The sequence below is a fragment of the Streptomyces sp. CA189 genome, from assembly GCF_056428985.1.
On record NZ_JBWJVM010000031.1, the window covers coordinates 22769 to 42675 of the forward strand.

The 19907-nt window shown below is 71.6% G+C and carries 19 protein-coding genes; all 19 read right to left on the bottom strand.

Features of this window, described 5'->3' with window-relative positions:
* Window positions 1–92: 92 nt before the first annotated feature.
* The 19 genes from aroC to pabB all read right to left on the bottom strand — a co-directional run bounded on the left by aroC (window position 93) and on the right by pabB (window position 19871).
* Window positions 93–1277 (bottom strand): chorismate synthase, encoded by a 1185-nt coding sequence (gene aroC / locus AC061S_RS22780; protein ID WP_478687795.1) that lies wholly within the window; start codon window positions 1275–1277, stop codon window positions 93–95.
* Window positions 1274–1432, bottom strand: coding sequence for a hypothetical protein (locus AC061S_RS22785; protein WP_478687796.1), 159 nt, complete (start codon window positions 1430–1432; stop codon window positions 1274–1276). The genes aroC and AC061S_RS22785 overlap by 4 nt, the downstream gene beginning before the upstream one ends.
* Window positions 1433–1518: 86 nt before the next feature.
* A complete protein-coding gene (gene metF / locus AC061S_RS22790) occupies window positions 1519–2421 on the bottom strand; it encodes a methylenetetrahydrofolate reductase [NAD(P)H] (RefSeq protein ID WP_478687844.1) in 903 nt (300 codons plus the stop codon).
* 11 nt (window positions 2422–2432) lie between these two features.
* Entirely contained in the window at window positions 2433–3470 is a 1038-nt protein-coding gene (locus AC061S_RS22795) for a carbohydrate kinase family protein (RefSeq protein ID WP_478687797.1), read from the bottom strand.
* Window position 3471: 1 nt separating this feature from the next.
* Window positions 3472–4695 carry a methionine adenosyltransferase gene (gene metK, locus AC061S_RS22800; RefSeq protein WP_478687798.1) on the bottom strand — a complete coding sequence of 408 codons (1224 nt, stop codon included), beginning with the start codon at window positions 4693–4695 and terminating at the stop codon, window positions 3472–3474.
* Between the two features lie 84 nt (window positions 4696–4779).
* Window positions 4780–5799, bottom strand: a complete 1020-nt coding sequence (locus tag AC061S_RS22805; protein ID WP_478687799.1) for a transposase — start codon at window positions 5797–5799, stop codon at window positions 4780–4782.
* A 37-nt stretch (window positions 5800–5836) separates the two neighbouring features.
* A complete protein-coding gene (locus AC061S_RS22810) occupies window positions 5837–7024 on the bottom strand; it encodes an MFS transporter (protein ID WP_478687800.1) in 1188 nt (395 codons plus the stop codon).
* Between the two features lie 154 nt (window positions 7025–7178).
* Window positions 7179–7991: a class I SAM-dependent methyltransferase gene (locus AC061S_RS22815; RefSeq protein ID WP_478687801.1), complete on the bottom strand. Its 813-nt coding sequence runs from the start codon at window positions 7989–7991 to the stop codon at window positions 7179–7181.
* 41 nt (window positions 7992–8032) lie between these two features.
* Window positions 8033–8401, bottom strand: coding sequence for a YybH family protein (locus tag AC061S_RS22820; RefSeq protein WP_478687802.1), 369 nt, complete (start codon window positions 8399–8401; stop codon window positions 8033–8035).
* Window positions 8402–8485: 84 nt separating this feature from the next.
* Window positions 8486–8866: a nuclear transport factor 2 family protein gene (locus tag AC061S_RS22825; RefSeq protein WP_478687803.1), complete on the bottom strand. Its 381-nt coding sequence runs from the start codon at window positions 8864–8866 to the stop codon at window positions 8486–8488.
* Between the two features lie 102 nt (window positions 8867–8968).
* Window positions 8969–9604, bottom strand: a complete 636-nt coding sequence (phzG, locus tag AC061S_RS22830) for a phenazine biosynthesis FMN-dependent oxidase PhzG (RefSeq protein WP_478687804.1) — start codon at window positions 9602–9604, stop codon at window positions 8969–8971.
* A gap of 92 nt (window positions 9605–9696) precedes the next feature.
* Entirely contained in the window at window positions 9697–10533 is an 837-nt protein-coding gene (locus AC061S_RS22835; protein WP_478687805.1) for a PhzF family phenazine biosynthesis isomerase, read from the bottom strand.
* Window positions 10534–10575: 42 nt separating this feature from the next.
* The gene (locus AC061S_RS22840) at window positions 10576–12600 is read right to left on the bottom strand and encodes an anthranilate synthase family protein (RefSeq protein WP_478687806.1); all 2025 of its coding nucleotides are present in this window, start codon (window positions 12598–12600) and stop codon (window positions 10576–10578) included.
* Window positions 12597–13220: an isochorismatase family protein gene (locus tag AC061S_RS22845; protein WP_478687807.1), complete on the bottom strand. Its 624-nt coding sequence runs from the start codon at window positions 13218–13220 to the stop codon at window positions 12597–12599. Before AC061S_RS22845 ends, AC061S_RS22840 begins: the two co-directional genes overlap by 4 nt.
* 32 nt (window positions 13221–13252) lie before the next feature.
* The gene (locus AC061S_RS22850) at window positions 13253–14425 is read right to left on the bottom strand and encodes a 3-deoxy-7-phosphoheptulonate synthase (protein ID WP_478687808.1); all 1173 of its coding nucleotides are present in this window, start codon (window positions 14423–14425) and stop codon (window positions 13253–13255) included.
* Between the two features lie 51 nt (window positions 14426–14476).
* Window positions 14477–14971, bottom strand: coding sequence for a PhzA/PhzB family protein (locus tag AC061S_RS22855; protein WP_478687809.1), 495 nt, complete (start codon window positions 14969–14971; stop codon window positions 14477–14479).
* A gap of 165 nt (window positions 14972–15136) precedes the next feature.
* Window positions 15137–16135, bottom strand: coding sequence for a hypothetical protein (locus AC061S_RS22860; RefSeq protein ID WP_478687810.1), 999 nt, complete (start codon window positions 16133–16135; stop codon window positions 15137–15139).
* A gap of 107 nt (window positions 16136–16242) precedes the next feature.
* The gene (locus tag AC061S_RS22865) at window positions 16243–17436 is read right to left on the bottom strand and encodes an IS701 family transposase (protein ID WP_478687845.1); all 1194 of its coding nucleotides are present in this window, start codon (window positions 17434–17436) and stop codon (window positions 16243–16245) included.
* A 290-nt stretch (window positions 17437–17726) separates the two neighbouring features.
* Complete coding sequence (gene pabB / locus AC061S_RS22870; RefSeq protein ID WP_478687811.1) at window positions 17727–19871, bottom strand: aminodeoxychorismate synthase component I; 2145 nt, start codon at window positions 19869–19871, stop codon at window positions 17727–17729.
* Window positions 19872–19907 lie beyond the last annotated feature (36 nt).

Below are 19907 nucleotides of genomic sequence, written 5' to 3' on the forward strand. Positions count from 1 at the left end.
CCCCGGGCTGATGCGGAGACACAGTCCGCGCACGGCGAGGTGCCCGACCCCTCACGATCAGGTCGGGCACCTCGCACCGTTCGCCGCGCCGCTCACCCGACCGGGAGATGCGCGAGGTACGACCGCACGTTGCGCCGCGTCTCGCCGACGGCGTCCCCGCCGAACTTCTCGGCCACCGCGTCCGCCAGCACCAGCGCGACCATGGCCTCCGCCACGATGCCCGCCGCCGGGACGGCACACACGTCGGACCGCTGATGGTGTGCGGCGGCCGCCTCGCCGGTCGCCACGTCGATCGTCGCCAGCGCACGCGGAACCGTCGCGATCGGCTTCATCGCCGCCCGGACCCGCAGCAGCGCACCCGTGGACATGCCGCCCTCGGTGCCGCCCGCCCGGCCGGTCGTGCGCTTCACGCCGCCGGCCGTCCGCACGATCTCGTCGTGCGCCTTCGACCCCGGCACCCTGGCCAGATCGAAGCCGTCCCCGACCTCGACGCCCTTGATCGCCTGAATGCCCATCAACGCACCTGCGAGCCGCGAGTCCAGCCGCCGGTCCCAGTGCGTGAACGAGCCGAGACCCACCGGTACGTCGTACGCCAGCACCTCGACCACACCACCGAGGGTGTCGCCGTCCGTGTGGGCCCGGTCGATCTCCGCGACCATCGCCTTGGAAGCCTCCGGATCCAGGCAACGCACCGGATCCTCATCCAGCTTCGCCTGGTCCGAAGGCGTGGGCAGCACACCGTACGGGGCACGGACGGTGGCCAGCTCCACCACGTGGGAGACGATCTCGATGCCGGTCGTCCGCCTCAGGTACGACCTGGCGACCGCGCCCAGCGCCACCCGCGCAGCCGTCTCCCGCGCACTCGCCCGCTCGAGAACCGGCCGGGCATCGTCCAGCCCGTACTTCTGCATACCGGCAAGATCCGCGTGACCGGGGCGGGGGCGGGTCAGGGGCGCGTTGCGCGCCAGCCGGGCCAGCTCCGCCGGGGCCACCGGATCGGCCGCCATCACCGTCTCCCACTTGGGCCACTCGGTGTTGCCCACCATGACCGCGACGGGGCCGCCCATGGTCAGGCCGTGCCGCACCCCGCCCAGGAAGGAGACCTCGTCCTCCTCGAACTTCATCCGGGCACCGCGCCCATGGCCCAGCCGCCGCCTGGCCAGCGCGTCCGCCACCATCTGCGTGGTGACCGGAACACCGGAGGGGAGCCCCTCCAGCGTGGCGACGAGTGCGGGTCCGTGCGATTCCCCGGCGGTCAGCCAGCGCAACCTGCTCACAGGTCCCCCTCCGATTCGGCGGCCTCGGCGGCCTCGGCGGCTTCTGGCGCCGCGTGCCGGGCGGGCGGGCCGGGGTCGCCGTCCTCAGCGGGCCGCACGCGCCGGACAGGGAGCACTGGGCCCGTGCAGGTCATGAAGGGGGCGGTGCGGGTCATGGGCAATGCGTCTCCCTGGGTCGAGGGTGCGGACTCGGAACCTGCGCGGACGGCCGCCTCGCGCGGACGGCCGCGTGGATCCCGCCCTACTGGTCCGCGGGGCGGGTGGGCAGGCTCAGCCGGCGGTGGATGTCGAGTGCCGCGGTGGACTGGTTGAGGGTGATGTAGTGCAGCCCCGGCGCCTCGTGGTCCAGGAGGCGTTGGGCCAGTTCGGTGGCGTGCTCGACGCCCACGCGATGGGCCTCGCTGGGGTCGTGCCGGGCGGCGTGCAGACGGCCGGCCAGGTCGGGCGGGAAGGCGGCATCGCTCAGTTCGGCGAAGCGGCGGATCTGGTCGTACCGGGTGGCGGGCATGATCTCCGGGATGACCGGGGTGTCGCATCCTGCGGCATCCAGCCGGTCGCGCAGCCGGAAGTAGTCCTCCGCGCGGAAGAACATCTGGGTGATGGCGTAGTCGGCGCCCGCCCGGCATTTGGCGACGAAGTGCCGGATGTCGCCGTCCCAGTCGGGTGAGCGGGGGTGGCGTTCGGGAAAGGCGGCGACCGCGATGCTGAAGTCGCCCAGCTCCCGCACCAGCCGGACCAGGTCCACCGCATGGTCGAGACCCCCCGGATGGCGGGTCCACGGCCCCCGCGGGTCACCGGGCGGATCGCCGCGCAGGACGAGTACGTCGCGCACGCCCGCGTCGGCGTAGCGCCCGATGATCCGGCGGAGTTCGGCCACCGAGTGGCCGACCGCGGTGAGGTGGGCGACGGGGCGCAGGATGGTGTGCTCCGCGATGCGCTGGGTGAGGTCGGTGGTCCGCTCCCGTGAGGATCCGCCCGCCCCGTACGTGACGGAGACGAAGGACGGGTCGACGGCCTCGACCCGGCGCAGGGCCTGCCACAGCACGCGTTCGCCCTGGCCCGTCTTGGGCGGGAAGAACTCGAAGGAGTAGGAACGGTGGCCGGCCGCGATCAGAGCGGCCGGGCCCGGGCTCGTACGGGGCAGCGTGAGGGTGCTCACCGGCGTGCCTCGCCGGCCGCGGACCCCGCGAAGGGTGCGGCGGTCGCGGCCGACTCCACCGGCGGGGCCGCGGTGGGGGCGCCGTCCGGCGCGTCCGCCCCGTAGGCGGTGCGGAGCAGTTCCCGTACCGTCTCCGGTGTGGTGTCGTACGTCTGCGTGCCCACGGCCGACAGGGCGAGCGAGGCCATCACGGAACCGGTCCTCGCGCAGCGCACGGGGGTGTGTCCTGCGGCGAGGGCGGCCAGGTAGCCGGCCCGGAAGGCGTCGCCGACGCCGGTCGGGTCGACCACGGCGTCCGTGGGGACCGCGGAGACGTCCACCGCCGGGCTGCCCGCCCGTTCGATGCGGCTGCCCTTCTCCCCGAGCGTGGTGATCCACGTGCCGACCCGCCGCAGCACCTCGGTGTGGGTCCAGCCGGTCTTGCGCAGCAGCAGTTCGTGCTCGTACTCGTTGGTGAACAACAGCTGTGCGCCGTCCGTGAGTTCTCGGATCTCGGGGCCTTCGAGGCGGGCCAGCTGCTGGGCCGGGTCGGCGGCGTGGGGAATCCCCAGGGTGCGGCAGGCCCGGGTGTGGCGGAGCATCGCCGCCGGGGCGTCGGCCCCGATCAGTACCAGGTCGGCTCTGCCGCACCGGTTCATCACGTCGACGAGGTCGATGTCGGCCGCCTCCGCCATCGCGCCGGCGTAGAAGGAGGCGAGTTGGTTGCCGTCCGGGTCCGTGGTGCACAGGAAGCGGGCCGTGTGCCGGGTGGCGGAGGCGTGCACCGCCGAGGTGCGCACGCCCAGCTCCGCGAGCCGTCGGCCGTAGTCGTGGAAGTCCTGGCCGACGGCCGCAACGAGCAGCGGGCGGTGGCCGAGCCGGGCCAGCCCGTAGGCGATGTTGGCGGCGACGCCGCCGTCCCGGATGTCCAGGGTGTCCACGAGGAAGGACAGCGAGATCCGGTCGAGCTTGTCGGCCAGGAGCTGGTCGCTGATGCGTCCGGGAAAGGTCATGAGGTGGTCGGTGGCGACCGATCCTGTGACGGCTATGCGCACCTCACACCCCCGCTATGGCACGGAGTGCGTGCACGCGGTCGGTGCGTTCCCAGGTGAAGTCGGGCAGCTCGCGGCCGAAGTGGCCGTAGGCGGCGGTCTGGGCGTAGATGGGGCGGAGCAGGTCGAGGTCGCGGATGATCGCGGCCGGGCGGAGGTCGAAGACCTGGCCGATGGCGTCCTGGATCTTCTGGACGTCGACCTTGTGCGTGCCGAAGGTCTCCACGAACAGGCCGACGGGTTCGGCCTTGCCGATCGCGTACGCGACCTGGACCTCGCAGCGCGAGGCCAGACCGGCGGCGACCACGTTCTTGGCGACCCAGCGCATGGCGTAGGCGGCGGAGCGGTCGACCTTGGACGGGTCCTTGCCCGAGAAGGCGCCGCCGCCATGGCGGGCCATGCCGCCGTAGGTGTCGATGATGATCTTGCGGCCCGTCAGACCGGCGTCGCCCATCGGGCCGCCGATCTCGAAACGGCCGGTCGGGTTGACCAGCAGGCGGTAACCCTCGGTCTCCAGCTTGATGCCGTCCTCGACGAGCTGGTTCAGGACGTGCTCGACAACGTGCTCGCGGATGTCAGGGGCGAGAAGACCCTCGACGTCGACATCGGAGGCGTGCTGGGAGGAGACGACAACGGTGTCCAGGCGCACCGCCTGGTCTGCGTCGTACTCGATGGTGACCTGGGTCTTGCCGTCGGGACGCAGGTAGGGGACGGTCCCGTTCTTGCGGACCTCGGACAGCCGCTTGGACAGGCGGTGCGCGATGTGGATCGGGAGCGGCATCAGCTCGGGCGTCTCGTCGCAGGCGTACCCGAACATCAGGCCCTGGTCGCCGGCACCCTGCTTGTCGAGCTCGTCGCCCTCCTCGCCCGCGGCGGCACCCTCGACGCGCTTCTCGTACGCGGTGTCGACGCCCTGCGCGATGTCCGGGGACTGCGCGCCGATCGACACCGACACGCCGCAGGAAGCGCCGTCGAAGCCCTTCTTCGAGGAGTCGTAACCGATCTCCAGGATCTTCTCGCGGACGAGCTGCGCGATCGGCGCGTACGCCTTCGTCGTCACCTCCCCCGCGACGTGGACGAGACCCGTGGTGATCATCGTCTCCACGGCGACGCGGGACGTCGGGTCCTCACGGAGCAGCGCGTCGAGGATGGTGTCGCTGATCTGGTCAGCGATCTTGTCGGGGTGACCCTCGGTCACGGACTCCGAGGTGAAGAGACGGCGGGACATGGCACTCCTTGAGCAGTCCGTTGGATGCGGTGGAATCAGTGGAAACGGGTCAGCGGGGGGCGGAGCCGCACGCCGCGTGCGGGATCAGGCCAGGCGCACCCGCTCGAACTCACCCGGAACGAGAACGGGCTCTGCCGTACCGGAGGCGCCCCGGGCGGTCGCGCGAACCGCGTGCGCCACGGACACGAGTGTCAGGTGGCGGTGCCAGCCCTCGAAGGTGCGGCCCGTGAAGTCCCGTGCGCCCACCGGGTCGGTGATCCGCGCGAAGGAGTCCTCGACCGTACGCGCCGACGCCGCCAGGGCCACCAGCTCCGCGGGACGGGCTTCCAGCAGGTCGGTGAGCCACACCTCGTCGGGCCCGGCCCCACCGCCCGCACCGCATCCGAAGAGGAGCAGGTCCTCCGTGCCGGGGAGGGGTGCGGGGGTGAGGAGGCCGAGCGGGACGGCCCGGCTGACCTTGACGAGGAACCGCAACCGGGCGGCGCGCAGTCGCCGGACCGCGTCGATCACGTCGATTCCGTCGACGGCCACCACCACCGGCCTGGACGGAAGTCCCCGCCCGGGCCCGTTCAGCAGGTCGAGGTACACACCCGTCGCGCACTCCGTCGGGGTCCCGATGTCAGGGACGCCGGGCCGCAGCAACTGCCAGTTGACGGGCTGGCACCGGGCCCCGGACACGGCCCAGAGTCCCACGGCGTACTGCACGGTGCGCACGGCCCCGAGGTCGGGGACGTACCGGCGGTGAACGCCGGCGATGTCGTCGCCCTCCTTCGGCGTGAGCACGGGGCGCACCACCCACGCGTCGAGAGGTGCGGCGGCCGCCGACCGGGCGGCCAGGGCGTGCCGGACCGGCATCCAGTCCCAGGTGGAACAGCTGACGAAGTGGTGCAGCCGCTGCTCCAGCGCGGTCCCGGCGCCCAGACACGCCGCCATGTTGCGGAAGGACCGGCGGCCCTCGGTGACGAGCAGCCCTTCGACGTACTTCGCGGCCCGGGCCCGCTGATCGCTCCGGTTCAGCGAGGCGAACAGCGGGTCGCACAGGGCCCTCAGGTCCGCGTCGCCGGACCGGTTACCGACTGCTTCGCGCCACGCGGCACTCTTCATGAACTCCCCCTGGTCCCGCGGGTGATGAACGTCCCGGTCAGGCCGCGGCCGGCTCCGCCTTCTTGGGCCTGAAGGCTCCGGTTCCGGCGAACACGAGCGCGGCCAGCACGAGGCACACCACCGTGAATCCGGAGACCCCGTGGAAGCCGTCGAAGGCGGAGAGCAGGGAGCCGCCCACGAAGCCTCCGATCATGGTCCCGATGTACAGCGCGGTCGTGGCCAGGGAGGAGACCGTGCCGCGTGCCGCAGTGGTACAGGAGAGCAACATGGCCATGAAGATCGGGTAGTTGAGGCCGAGGACGACGGAGCCGAGGGCCAGCAAGGTGATCGCGGTGGCCAGGTTGGGGGCGAACGGCACGGCGCCGTAGATCAGGATGAGCGCCACGAAGGCGTAGGCGAGCGTGCGTTCCTCCCCCAGCCGCTTGATGAGGTGGCTGCCGAAGATCGAGGTGATCGCCATGCCGACACCCAGCGCCATCATCGCGGTGCTGATCGCCGTGACGCCCAGCCCGAAGTCCCGCGAGAGCCAGGACCCGATGAACGAGATGGTCTCGAACACGCCGGTCTGGTAGGCGAGATACCCCACGAGGTACCAGGTGAAGGTGCGGGAGCGGAACAGGCCGGCGTACACCGAGAAGAAGCCGCCGCCGGCCGACGGCGCGGCGGGCACCGAGGGGAAGACGCGGAACAGCACCAGCCAGACGACGGCGGAGAGACCGGCGACCGCGAAGAACGGCACGTGCCAGGAGCTGGCCGCCAGCCAGCCGCCGATCGGGACGCCGACGACCTGCGAGATGGACATGCCGGCGCCGGCCAGGCCCATGGTCTTCACGATGGCGTCGGCGGGCACCAGGACCGGAATGGAAGCCCACAGCTGGGGGGTGACCAGGGCGGCCGACATGCCGGCGAGCACCCGGAAGACGATCATGCCCCAGAAGTTCGGTGCCACTCCGCAGAGGGCCGTAGCCACTGCGAAGCCGGCGAAGCCGAGGAGGAGGACGCTGCGCCGGTTCCTGCCGTCGGAAAGGGGGCCTGCCACCAGCGCGAAGAGAGCGAATCCGAGGGCGTAGGCGCTCACCATCCAGCCGGACATGCTCGTGGAGACGTCGAAACTGCGGGAGAGCACGGGCAGCATCGGGGCGACGAGGAAGGTGTCGGTTCCGATCACGAACATGGTCGTGAACGAGAGCCAGGCGATTGCCGTGGCCGATACCTTCTTCGCCACCAGTGGCACGGAATCGTCCGTGCTTGTTTTCGATCGAGTGGAACTCATGACTTTCACACCGCCGTCAGGGGGAACACTTCGGGGAAGTGCTTCGGCGTCGGCGAGGACGCCGGAGCGGGAGGGGGAAGGGGATGGGGATGGGGATGGGGATCTGTCAGGGGGCGGAGCGGGGAGGTTTCCTTCCCCAGGCCGAATACACGAACGTCGACACGTCCGGTGCGGGCTCACTGGCGACCAGGGCCTGCGCGGCTTCCACTTGTCCGGCGGTGACCAGGCCCGCTTCGACCAGTCGCGGGCCGCTCTGGACGAGCCGGGTGGCCAGGAGCCGGTCCTGCACCGCGTCCACGCCGAGACCGCCCGGGGTGACGGAGACGCCCACCGAGTCACAGCCGACCGCTTCCAGCCGTGCCGGAATGCGCCGCGCCCAGGACAGGTCGATGCCCTGTCCGGCGAGCGCCTCCAGGTACGCGCCGTGGACCTGCTGCCACGCGGGGTACGCGGAGTCGGCCGCGGGCAGGAAGTGCACGTCCTCGAGGACCAGCCAGCCGCCGGGGGCCAGCCAGCGCATGACCCGTTCGACGATCTCCTCGCGCCGCGGCAGGTGCATGAACACCGCGCGGGCGTGGATCAGGTCGAAGGAGTCGGCGGGAAAGTCGTCGGTGGTCAGGTCCGACCCCCGCACCTCCAGGTGGGGGGCGCGGTCTCCGTCGATGAACCGGGGGTCGATGTCCAGCGCGAGCACGGAGCCTTCGGGCACCCGCTCTGCGAGCCAGTACGCGATGGAGCCCGCGCCGGCGCCCAGTTCCAGGCACCGCCAGTCCGGCCGCATCGGCAGTCGTCCCAGGGCCTGCACGGTGCCCGGGTCGTAGGTCTTCTCCAGGAGTTGGAGCCGCTCCAGTTCAGTGGGCAGGTCCTTGCTCAGCAAACCTGTCGTGTAGGCATCGGCAGGCACAACGGTCGCGCTCATCACATTGCTTTCCTTTCCGAGGGGGCGCCGGCCCGCGCTGGTCAGCTGGGTTCGCCGAAGTAGCCGGACGAGTGCAGGACGCGCAGCCAGGTACCGTCGGGCTGCCGCCGCGCCACCTGGTAGCGGCCCCGGCTGTTGTCCTGCGGGACGCTCGACGTGAGGGCGATGTCGCCCAGGCGCAGCGTGGGCAGCGACGTCTCCATCGGGAAGTACGAGAACTTCGCGAGCATCCCTTCGAACGCCTTCTGTATGGCATCGCGGCCGTGGTGCTCGTGGCCGATCGGGAAGGCCATGACGGCGTCCGGTTCGTAGAGGGCGGCCATGCCCTCGGCGTCGGCCTCGTTGGCGCGCTCCACCCACAGCCGGGCCAGATCCTCGGGCTCGTGTGCTCTCTCGCGCTGTGTCGTCATCGGGATGCGCATCCTCATCTGTCGTCTGTCGGTCTGTCGTCTGTCGGTCTGTGGTCTGGTGTCTGGCGCGGGGGAGGCCGGAGGTCAGTCGGAGATCAGGGCGCGCGGGTCGTAGACCGCTCGAATTCGGCTGATCTTTCCGTCCTCGACATGGATCCAGTTCGCGACAGGAGTGGGCCCGGCGATACTGGTGTGCAAGGTAAACCAGGTGACTACGTCGGATTCCGACACGAAGACCCGTTCCACCACGAGGTCCGTTGTCACCGGTGACATGCGCTCCAGGGATTCCCGGCACTGGTCCGGATCGTCGAGGGTCGCGAGCGGCCCCACGTAGGAGAAATCGTCCGCCAAGAGGGATCTCAAGGCGTCGAATTCCTTTCCCCGCCAAGCCGCGATATAGGCCGCCGCTATCCCCTCGGCATCGCCCGGTCCGGTTTTCTCTGTTTCCTCGGACTCTTCGTTCACTCAATGAATTCTGCACAGGCGGCCGATGCCTGGCGATGGGCCGCACCGCACTATGTCAAGTCATCCGCGACGGCCCGGCAACGTTCGGCACCGCAAAGACGATCACGGCTGGAGGCGTCGCACCGTGTACCCGTCGCCGTCCCTGTCGTACCGCAGGCGCTGGTGCACGCGGTTCTCGCCGTTGGCCCAGAACTCCACGCTGTCGAACCGCAGCAGGCAGGCGACGTAGGTCGCCGGGCGCGGCAGCGGTCCGGCGTCGGCCAGGCGGGCGACCTCGGCCTGGAAGGCGGCCATGTCGAGCAGTTCCTCGCTCTGCCGGGACGTCACCGACGCGGGATGGGTGAAGAGCGGCCGCTCCAGCCACTTGGCGTCGGCCGTCTCGGTGCCGAGGACCTCCACCGCGCCGCTGACGCTGATCTGCTGGCTGGTCTCGCGCCAGTACAGGACGCCCGACGCCCAGGGGTTCCGGGTGAGTTCGCGGCCCTTCTGGCTGTTGACGTGCGTGGCGAAGACGAAGCCTTCATCGGCTATCTCGTTCACCGCGACGATCCGGGTCGACGGCCGTCCCCGCTCGTCGGCGGTGGCGAGCGCCAGCGCCTTCGGCTCCCGTACGCCGAGGCGCGCGGCGGTGTCCCACCAGTCGCGGACGAGCCCCGCCGGGCCGGGGGGCGGTGCGTCGTACTCGGGAAAGCTGATCTCGACGGTGCCGGTGAGCGTTTCCGACCTGGTTGAACTCATTGCTGCCTCCGTGGTCGTGCGGTGTGTCGTGGCCGTGACGGCGTTGGTGCGGGCGGCGGGTGCGGGCGCGGGCGCAGTCTTGGGCGCTCCGGTCAGACGAGCGCCGTGCCCCGGGCGAACAGGGCTCCGCTGCCGCCGACTTCGACGGAGACGAAGCGCTCTCCCGTCCCCTCGGCGCGGGCCAGCATCAGGGAAGGGCGACCCATCTCCACGCCCTGCAGGATCTGCACCGGCTGCCCTGGGGCGATCAGTCCGTGGCGGCCCAGGTGCAGGGCGAGCGGTCCCGCTGCCGAGCCGGTGGCCGCGTCCTCCACCACTCCGTACGCCGGCGAGAACATCCGGGTGCGCCAGTGCGTCCCCTCCCCCGCGAAGCAGTTGACCGCCAGGTCCTCGAACGCGGCGAGCGCCCGGTGGTCGGGATGGAGCCCGGACAGCGCCTCGACGCTGTCGAGCCCCACGAAGACGTGCCGGGGGCCGTTGCGGTAGATCTCCACGGGCAGGGTCGACTCCCGAACACCGACGGCCGACAGGAGTTCATCCGCCCGGTCGAACAACTCCCACGTCGGTATGGGCTGTTGCATGCGCGCCGATACCACCGCGCCGTCCCTGCGATCCAGTTCGAAGGGGATGGCCCCCATTTCCGTTTCCAGGAGGAGCTTGTCCTGATCGGTCTCGGCGCCAAGCGCTATGGCGGTGCCCAGCATCGGGTGCCCGGCGAAGGGCAGTTCGTTGACGGGTGTGAAGATGCGGATGCGGGCGTCTCCTCCGTGCTGCGGTGCGAGCACGAACGTGGTCTCCGACAGGTGCATCTCCCGGGCGATCTGCTGCATGCGCTCGCCGGGGATGTCGTCCGCGTCGAAGAAGACGGCGACGGGGTTGCCGCGCAGGGGCTCCTCTGCGAAGGCGTCCACTACGGCGTACTTGTGCATGGTCGGGTCTCTCCCCTTGAGCGAAGTGCGAATGGTGGTCGGTCAGACGGTGGCGCGCGGCTTCGCCTGTCCGGCCGTGTCCGGGAGCACGGCCGTGTCCGGGAGCACGGCCGTGTCCGGGAGCACGGCCGCGTCCGCGGCGCCGCCCGCAGCGGGCGGGGCCAGCACGCCGCGTACCGCGCGCGCCACGATGCCCGGGCCGTTCCGGGTGAGTACGGACTCGGCGTGGAACTGCATGGACGCGAAGTGCGGTCCGCGCAGCGCGTGCACCTCTCCGGTGTCCGGGTCCCGGCTCACCTCGACGGTGCCGACCCCGTCGACCTCGACGAGGTCCTCGTCGCTCACGGCGGCGAACGCGTTGTAGAAGCCGACTCGTTCGGAGGCGCCGAACAGGTCGACGGCCTTCTGCACGCCCTGGCTGGGCACGTCCTTGCGGTGCACGCGGAAGCCGAGGCGCAGGCTGAGTGTCTGGTGGCTCAGGCAGACGGCGAGGAAGGGCCGCCGCTCGCGCAAGAGGGTGTCGACCGCCGCCCGCAGATGCCGCATCCTCGGGTGGTCGCCGGCGCCCGGGTCGCCCGGCCCCGGCCCCATGACCACCAGGTCGTAGCCGTGGAAGGAGTAGCTCTCGTCGAAGCGCCGCACGGTCACCACGAAGCCCAGCGAGCGGAGCTGTCCGGCGATCATGGCGGTGAAGGTGTCCTCGGCGTCGACGACGAGGACCCGGCGGCCGGCGAGGTCGGGCGCCGGCCGCAGCCGCAGGCCGACGTCGCTCAGCCAGAAGTCGGCGATGGCGTCGTTCCTGCTGCCCAGGGCGGCGCGGACCGCGGGGTGTTCCGCGAAGCGGCTGACCGCGGGCGTCTGAAGGGCGGCGATCAGGCCCGCTGCCTTGGCCCGGGTCTCGGCGGCCTCCGCGGCGGGATCCGAGTGGCGCACCAGCGTGGCGCCGACCCCGATGCTCAGGCGGCCGGCGGCGGAGATGTCCGCGGTGCGGATCAGGATCGCCGAGTCCAGCTGACGGGTGCCGTACTCGTCACGGCTCATCAGGGCGGCGACCCCGCTGTAGTAGCCGCGACCCTGCGGTTCGTACCGTTCGATGACCCGGCAGGCGCTCTCCAGCGGGCTCCCGGTGACGGTCGGGGCGAACAACGTCTCGCGCAGGACCTCGCGAACGTCCCGGTCGGTGTGCCCCTCGATGAAGTACTCGGTGTGCGCGACGCTGCCCAGTTCCTTGAGGTACGGGCCGACGACCCGGCCGCCCTCGGGGCAGATCTGGGCCATCATCTTCAGTTCCTCGTCGACGACCATGTACAGCTCGTCGGTCTCCTTGCCGTCGGCGAGGAAGTCCATGATCCCGGGCAGTTCCGGGCCGGACACGGGGTAGCGGTAGGTGCCGCTGATCGGGTTCATGACGGCGACCCCGTCACGGACGCTGACGTGCCGCTCGGGCGAGGCGCCGACGAACGTGCGGTCGCCGGTGTGGATGACGAACGTCCAGTAGGCGCCGGCCTCCCGGGCGAGCAGACGGCGGAAGAGGGCCAGGGCCCGATGGTGTCCGTAGTCCCCGATGTCGGCGACGAAGGACCGCTTGATGACGAAGTTGGCGCCCTCTCCGGTGCCGATGGCGTCGGCGAGGACGCCGCGCACGGTGTCGGCGTACTCCTCGTCGCTGACGTCGAAGTGCGGATCGCGCAGTTCGGTCGGTACGTCGGAAATCCGCGCCACCGCGTCCGCCACGCGTACGGTCTCCTGGCCGGTGACCGTCAGCGCGATCAGCGGCGCGCCGTCGTCGGGGGCCGCGAATCCGCGCTCGGCGATCTGGCGGTACGGGACGACCGCGAGCACGTCGTGCCGTACTCCCCCGCCCTGCGGCAGGCCCTCGGGCAGCGGGATCCCGGCCAGGGTGTCCGGCTGCGAGACCTCGCCGACCAGGACGTCGAGGTACCCGGGGCCGGTCGCCTCGGGGCGGTGCAGCACCGCGAACGGGCCCGGTTCCCCTCCCAGGATCCGTTCGAGCAGCCCCGGCACGGCGGATCCGCTCCCCCGGAACGACGGCGGCCGCCCGCTCATGCGAGGACCTCCTTGGCGGTGAGCACCGCGGCGCAGCGCTCGGCGGCGTACCGCAGGGCCAGCTCGTGGTACTCGGCCGAGAAGTCGCCTACGGCGTCGGCGACCAGGAACGTCTGGATGTCGTGGGTGAACGCCTCGGCCGCCGACATCAGGACCCCGACGTGTGCGTAGACGCCGCAGATGATCAGCTGGTCGCGTCCGCCGGCCCGCATGCGCTCCAGGAGGTCGGAGCGGAAGAAGGCGCTGTAGCGCCATTTGGTGAGCAGCCAGTCCTCCGGTCCCGGGGTCAGTTCGGCGACGACCTCCCGGTCGGCGGGGTCGGTGCGCATGCCCGGGCCCCAGAAGTCCTTGAGGAGTCCGCGCCGCGCGTCGCCCATGCCGCCGGGCTGGGCGGTGTAGGCCACCGGGACCTCGTGCGCGACGCTCCACTGCCGCAACAGGGCCGCGTTGGCGATGAGTTCCTCGCGCAGGGGCGACGGGAAGGGCTTGAGGAAGTACCGCTGCATGTCATGGACCAGGAGGACCGCACGCTTCGGGTCGACGGTCCATCGGGCGGTGTTGGCGGGCAGGTCGCCCGCGGTGGGCAGCGCGTAGGGTTCGATGGGCGGTATGCCGGGCATGGCCCTGGTCTCCAGATCCTGAGGGGAAGGGGTCAGCCGTTCCAGGCCGACACCACGTGGACGGCCTGACCCGGGTTGAGGCGCGGGTCGCAGCGGCTGGTGTACTTCTCGCCGACCCGGGCGAGGGCGGCCTCGTCGGTGGCGCACTCCGTGACCTCGTCCGGGGTGGTCTCCAGGTGCAGGCCGCCGGCGACTCCGCCGCCGGCGAGCACGGCCTCCTGGAAGCCGCGCACCTCGCGCACGATCGTCGGCAGCATGCGGGTCTTGTTGCCGTCGGGGGCCGTGACGGTGTTGCCGTGCATCGGGTCGGTCAGCCAGATCACCGGGTGGCCCGCCGCGCGGACCGCCTCGACGAGGGGAGGCAGCCGGTCGGCGACCGGGCCCGCTCCCATCCGGGCGATCAGCGTGAGCCGGCCGGGGTCCCTGGCGGGGTCGAGCCGCTCGCACAGGGCGAGGAGCTCCGCCGGCGTCATGCCGGGTCCGACCTTGCAGGCCACCGGGTTGAACACCTCGGCGAGCAGGGCGACATGGGCGCCGTCCACCTGCCGGGTGCGCTCACCGATCCAGGGCAGGTGGGTGGAGCCGAGGTAGGTACCGCCGCTCCCGTCCCGGCGCAGCATCGGCAGCTCGTAGTCGAGTAGCAGGGCCTCGTGGCTGGTCCACACCGGAGCCTCGATGCCCTGGCCCTCGGTACGGGTCTTCCAGCCGAGGTTTTCCACGATGTCGTTGGCTGCCATGTAGCCGGCCAGGATGCGCAGCGGGTCCGGGCGCCGGCTCTCGGCGTCCGGCTCGGGACCGTTCACCATGTCGCCGCGGTAGGAGGGGAGTTCCACTCCGCCGATCCACTCGGTGGGGCTGGAGCGCGGTTTGGCGAACTGGCCCGCGATCCGGCCCACCCGGACGACCGGCTTGTGCGTGGCCATCCGCAGGGTGCCGGCCAGCAGGTCGAGGACCGCGGCTTTGCGCGCCACGTAGCCGGGCGTGTGCTCGTTGACGTCCTCGGCACAGTCGCCGGCCTGGATCATCAGGGCCTCACCGGCGGCCACCCGGCCGAGCAGAGAACGCAGCGTACGGATGTCGTCGGCCCGGGCGAGCGGGGGCCTGGCCTCCAGGGTCTTCCGGACCCGTTGGACCTGAAGCGGGTCGCCCCACGGGGGCTGCTGGAGCGCGGCCCGGGACTGATCGGCGTGCAGGACGTTTTCCATGCTGTTTCTCCAAGGGTGGGAGGAACCGGGCTCTCGACTGTGGAGAACCCGTCAGGTGGGTATTCCCTCACGCGTGATGACCGGCACCGGAATTCCGAGTGCGCGCAGCTGCTCGAAGGGATTCATGAATTCACGGTTCTGCTTGATTTTCCCGTCCGCCAGCTCGAACGAGTGCAGGAAGTGGTTTTCGTAGTAGCCCTCGGGGTAGCCGGGGAAACGGATGAGGCCGTGCCCGTCGCATTCGACCCAGAAGCGGTTCGGGTCGTCCGTCTCGAAAACACGGACGTTGTACCACTCCCAGTCCGGGAAGCACTTCAGCGACCACACGGCGTGCTCGGCGAGCCGGTCGCGCCCGTTGATGACGATCGGGGAGCCGGTGTCGGTGGTCCACAGACCGCCGCTGCCGTCCTCGGTGAAGAGCTCGTGACGCCGCAGGCGGTCCTCGCCCCTGGTGTTCATGTACTGCTCGACGACGGCCCGGTGCTTTCGGCGCAGTTCGGCTGCGTCGGTGAATCCGGCGGTGTTTTCGGAGACGATTTCGGACATGGATGTCCCTCTCTCGTGGGTGAATCTGACTCGATGCAGCCTAATCACGGGCCGCTGTGCGTGGAAGGAAATTCGGCGCCGGATCTCCCGTGCGGCATCGCGCAGGAATGCGGACAGGACGGAGCGACCCGCCAAAGGGAAATGGCAAAGGAAAAGGGAGACGCGTCAGGCGCTCATGCGGCGTTCGCGGCGTGGTGCCATCGCGTCCGCCAGGGCGTTCCACTCGGCGGCGCGCTGCGCGGCGACGGCGCGCACCAGCGGGGCGCAGTGTTCGGGCAGAACGGCGGCGATCCGCTGCCGCTGGTGCCGGGTGAGCTCCGTGGCGAGCAGTGCGCGCAGCAGCTCCCGGCCGGTTTCGCTGCCCTTCAGGGAGGGGTCCTTGAGCAGGTTGCGCACAGCCGCGGCCACCGGGTCCGGGCGGACCTCGCTCCCGCCCTGACCCGCGGCCGGCACGGTCACCGCCGCCGCCCGCTGCGGGCCGGCGGCGCCTCGCCTGGGCGCGGGTACGGGGGCCTCGCCGCGCCGTAGCCGGTCGCGTACGTCTCGTACCGTCGCGGTGGAGAGCCCCGACCTGCGGGCGAGTTCGCGCAGCGAGGTGGTGGGGTCGGCGGCGATCAGGTGCGCCGCGCGCAATCGGCCGTCGAGGCTGCTGAGGGGACGCGCGGTACCGTCGCGGCCGACCCGGGTGTGTGGCTGAGGAATCTCCGCACTCACACCCCCGCGCAGTATGCCCACCGTCTTTCCGCTCAGGCCGGTGCGTTCCGCGATGGCGCGGTCGGACCAGTGCGGGTGGGTGCGCAGGATGCGCTCGGCCGCGGTACGGCGCTCGGCCCGCGACAGCGGCAGGCCGTGCCGGACGTTCAGCTGCACGGACAGGACGTACGCGTCCGCCTCGCTGCCGTCGAAGAAGCGCACCGCGACGATGTCGTGGCCCCGCAGCCGGGCGGCGGACAGCCGGTGCATTCCGTCGATGACGCGCATCGTGGGCCGGTGCACCAGAAGGGCGTCGAACTCCCGACCCGACCCGGCCAGGGCGCGGGCGTGGCTCTCGTCGCAGGCCTCGCCGCGGGGCGAGTCGGACGGCCGCAGCCGGTCGATCGGCACTCTCTCGACGCGCGCGGAATCAGGCTGGACGTCACCACCCGGGCTGCCGGTGGATGTCACGGTTGCACTCCCCCCTCGGGACCTCGTAAGTCGTCTCGCCCCAGCGCCCTGTGGCTTGAATCGTGCGGGACGCGCGGGGCGTCGCCAACGCCGCCGCGGCGACTACGTCAGGTGGCCCGGAGTCCGTCAAGTCCCCGCGGTTCCCATGGCGTCGGAGCGGCGCCGTCCGGCCCCGCCAGGGCCGCGACGGCGTGCGCGGCGGAGGCCAGGGTGATGTGGCGGTGCCAGCCGCGGAAGGAACGCCCCTCGAAGTCCTTGAGGCCGACGTCCTCACCCGCTCCCGTGAGGTCCTGGCAGGCCCTCCCGCCGAGCCGGGTGAGCCTGAGCAGCACCTCGGCGGGGGCGGACGTCGCGTTGGTGACCCACAGGTTCGCGGGCAGGCCCTGCGTGCCGCGCCACTCCCCGACCAGGGTGAGGCCGCCGACGGCGCCGACCGCGCCGGCCCTGCGGTGGGTCGGCAGTTCGCCCGCGCACGCCACCCGGACCGCGGCGGCCAGCGTGTCGTCAGGACCGCCGTCCGGCCCGGCGGTCCTGACGGGGCGGCGCAGCCCGCGTACGCCGGCCAGGATCCGCTGGGCCTCCATGACCCCTCCGTCGTACCCGGGCAGCGCGGGGTCGCCCATCATGAGCTGGGCGGTGCCCCGGATCCTTGCGATCACCGGGACCCCGGCGTCGGTGAACCGCCCCATGGTGGCGGCGATCCGGTTGATGTGGGTGTTGAGGACCACCGGGCGGGCGGCCACCCGCCAGGACCCCAGCATCTCCAGGACGGCGGTGGCCGCGCACTGTTCCAGGGTCTCCCGCCCCATCTCGTCGGGGATCTCGGCCTGGCGTCGCCGCTCCTCGTCGCCGAGCCAGAGGTCGGGCAGGAACAGCCGCCAGTTGACCGGGGTGCTGAGCGTCTCGGTGGCGTGCCAGACGCCGAAGGCCCGCTGGCCCCGGAAGACCCCGGTGCAGGGGTCCACCCCGTAATCCACTCCCACCGACTGCTCGCCCGCCTTGGAGATGGACAGCGGATGCACCACCCAGGCCTGCGGTGCGGAGAACCGCGCGAGGTAGCCCGCGAGCGCCTCGCGCACCGGCCGCCAGTCCCAGGTGGAGCTGCTGATGAAGTGGTGCAGGCTCTGCTCGGTGGCCGAACCACCCACCTGGGCGGCGATGTTGCGGATGGACTTGCGGCCCTGCGTCCGGAGCAGCCCGTGCAGGTACTGCTCACCCTTGCGGCGCTGGTCGCGGCGCGCGAACGAGGTGAACAGCACCTCGCCCAGCCCGCAGGCCACCGACTCGCGCACGTCCGGCAGGCCGCCGGGCCGGGACGCGGACCAGGACGGCGCGCGTACCGCGCTTCCTTCGCCGACGGTCACACTCACGGGTCTCCCCCTCCGATACTGAGTTCCCTCGATCAACGTCGAGCATGGTCGAATCCGGTGTCCTCGGGCGAGGTGCGGCGGCTCCCTCACCACTCCCCCGGGTGGTGCTCCCACCACCACCTGGCCGCTCCTTCCCTCCTCTTCCTCCCGCCCGGAGGGGGGAACGAGGGTGCCGGGGCCACCGCGCATGCGGTGGATCGGTGCGCGGGTGCGCGCCCGGCTCAGCCGTGCACCGCGTCCGTGTTGCGCCGGCCCGGGAACTCGGCCCCCGTGAGCATCAGCAGCGGAGCCGCCTTGACCGCGGTCTCCTCGAACTCGCCCTCCGCGTCCGACAGCGCCACGACGGCCCCGCCCACGCCGTAGCGGACGCGCCCGGGCGTCACCACCGCGGTGCGGATCGCCACGCTCAGGTCGACGGCGCCGGACAGCGAGAAGTACCCGATGGCCCCCGAGTAGACACCGCGCGGTCCGGCCTCCAGCCGGTCGATGATCTGCATGGTGCGGATCTTCGGCGCGCCCGTCATGGAGCCGGCCGGGAACGCGGCCCGCACCAGGTCCACGGCGCTGCGGTCGGCGCGCAGTCTGGCGCGGACGGTACTGACCAGCTGGTGGACGGTGGCGTACGTCTCCACCTCGAAGAGCCCGCTGACCTCGACCGAGCCGGTCTCGGCGTGCCGGCCGAGATCGTTGCGCACCAGGTCGACGATCATCAGGTTCTCGGCGCGGTCCTTCTCGCTCGTGCGCAGGCCCTCGACGATCTCGGCGTCCTCCCGCACGCTGGCCCCGCGCGGGCGGGTGCCCTTGATCGGCTTGGACTCGGCGACTCCCTCCGCGCTCAGCCGCAGGAACCGCTCGGGGGACGTGCTCAGCACGGAGAGCTCACCGAAGCGCAGCAGCGCGGCGTAGGGCGTGGGGCTGAAGCGGCGCAGCGCGCGGTACCCCTCCCACGGGTCGACGGGGCCGTCGGCCGCGGCCAGGTTCGTCAGGCAGATCTCGTACGTCTCGCCGGCGGCGATCTCCTCCAGGCAGGCGTCGATCAGGCGCAGATAGCCGTCGTGCTCATGGCGCAGCCGGATCCCGGCGGCGGCCGGCGCCGGCAGGCTCCGCTCTTCGGCGGGTACGCCCGCGAGCGACTCCAGCTCCGCCGCGGCGGCGGTCAGCCAGGCGCGGGCCGCATCCTCCTCGTCGTCTTCCACCAGGGCCAGCAGGTACGTGAGACCGGTGAGGTGGTCCAGGACGACGGCGCGGTCGGCGAAGACCATGGCCGCGTCGGCGTCCTCCGCCTGGTGCACCGCTTCACCGCCGCACTCCGCCTTCAGCTCGTATCCGAGGTAGCCGACCCACCCCAGAGTGAACGAGAAGGGCAGCAGGGTGAGTTCGGTGCGCATGCCGCGCAGGTCGCGGTCGAGCCAGTCGAGGAACCCGCCCGAGACGATCTCCAGCCCCCCGGCCGAGGCGACCGTGACCGTGCGGCTCCACACGTCGGCCTTGGCCACGCGGGCCAGCGGCCCGCAGGCCGCGCCCATCACGGAGAACCGGCCGGCCTCCGCGTCGGGCCGGCTGCTGTCCAGCCAGAAGGAATTCTCGGCGGCGCCGAAGAGCCGCTGGTGGACGACCTCGTCGTCCCAGCGGGTCGGCAACTGCGAGGCCAGCACCCGCAGACGGCGGGTCTCCGGCTCGGCGGGGGCTTCCGGCACGGGGACTTCGGGTACGGGGACTTCGTCGCGCCGGGCGGCATCGACCGCCTTCCGCGGTGCGGGGCGCCGCCCCGCACCGCGCACGGACTGCCACCACTCGGCGGTCAACTCCCTGAAGTTGAGAAGCAGTTCATGGCCGTACTGGGTGAGTACCGACTCGGGATGGAACTGCACTCCCCACTGCGGGCGGCTCCGGTGCCGGTGCCCCATCAGGATGCCGTCCTCCGTCCACGCGACCGCCTCCATGCCGTCCGGCAGGTCCGTCACGACGAGCGAGTGGTAGCGCACCGCCTCGAAGGAGGCGGGCAGACCGCGGAACAGGCCGGCGCCCGTGTGCCGCACCGTCGAGGTGCGGCCGTGCCGGGGCTCGGGAGCCCGGGAGACGGCGCCGCCGTGGCCCAGCGCCAGCCCCTGGTGGCCGAGGCAGATGCCGAGGGTCGGGAGGCCGCCGTGCTCGACGACCTCCCGGCAGATGCCGAAGTCGGCCGGGCGGCCGGGGTGTCCGGGGCCGGGCGACAGGACGACGTTGTCGAACTCGGCGAGCATCGCCGGGTCCCACCGGGGATCGTCGTTCCGGATCACCACGGGATCGGTTCCGTTGACCCGGGCCAGGTAGTGGTGCAGGTTGAAGGTGAAGGAGTCGTAGTTGTCTATCAGCAGAGTCCGCACGGCTGTTCTCTCACATGGGGATGGCGATCGCCTGGG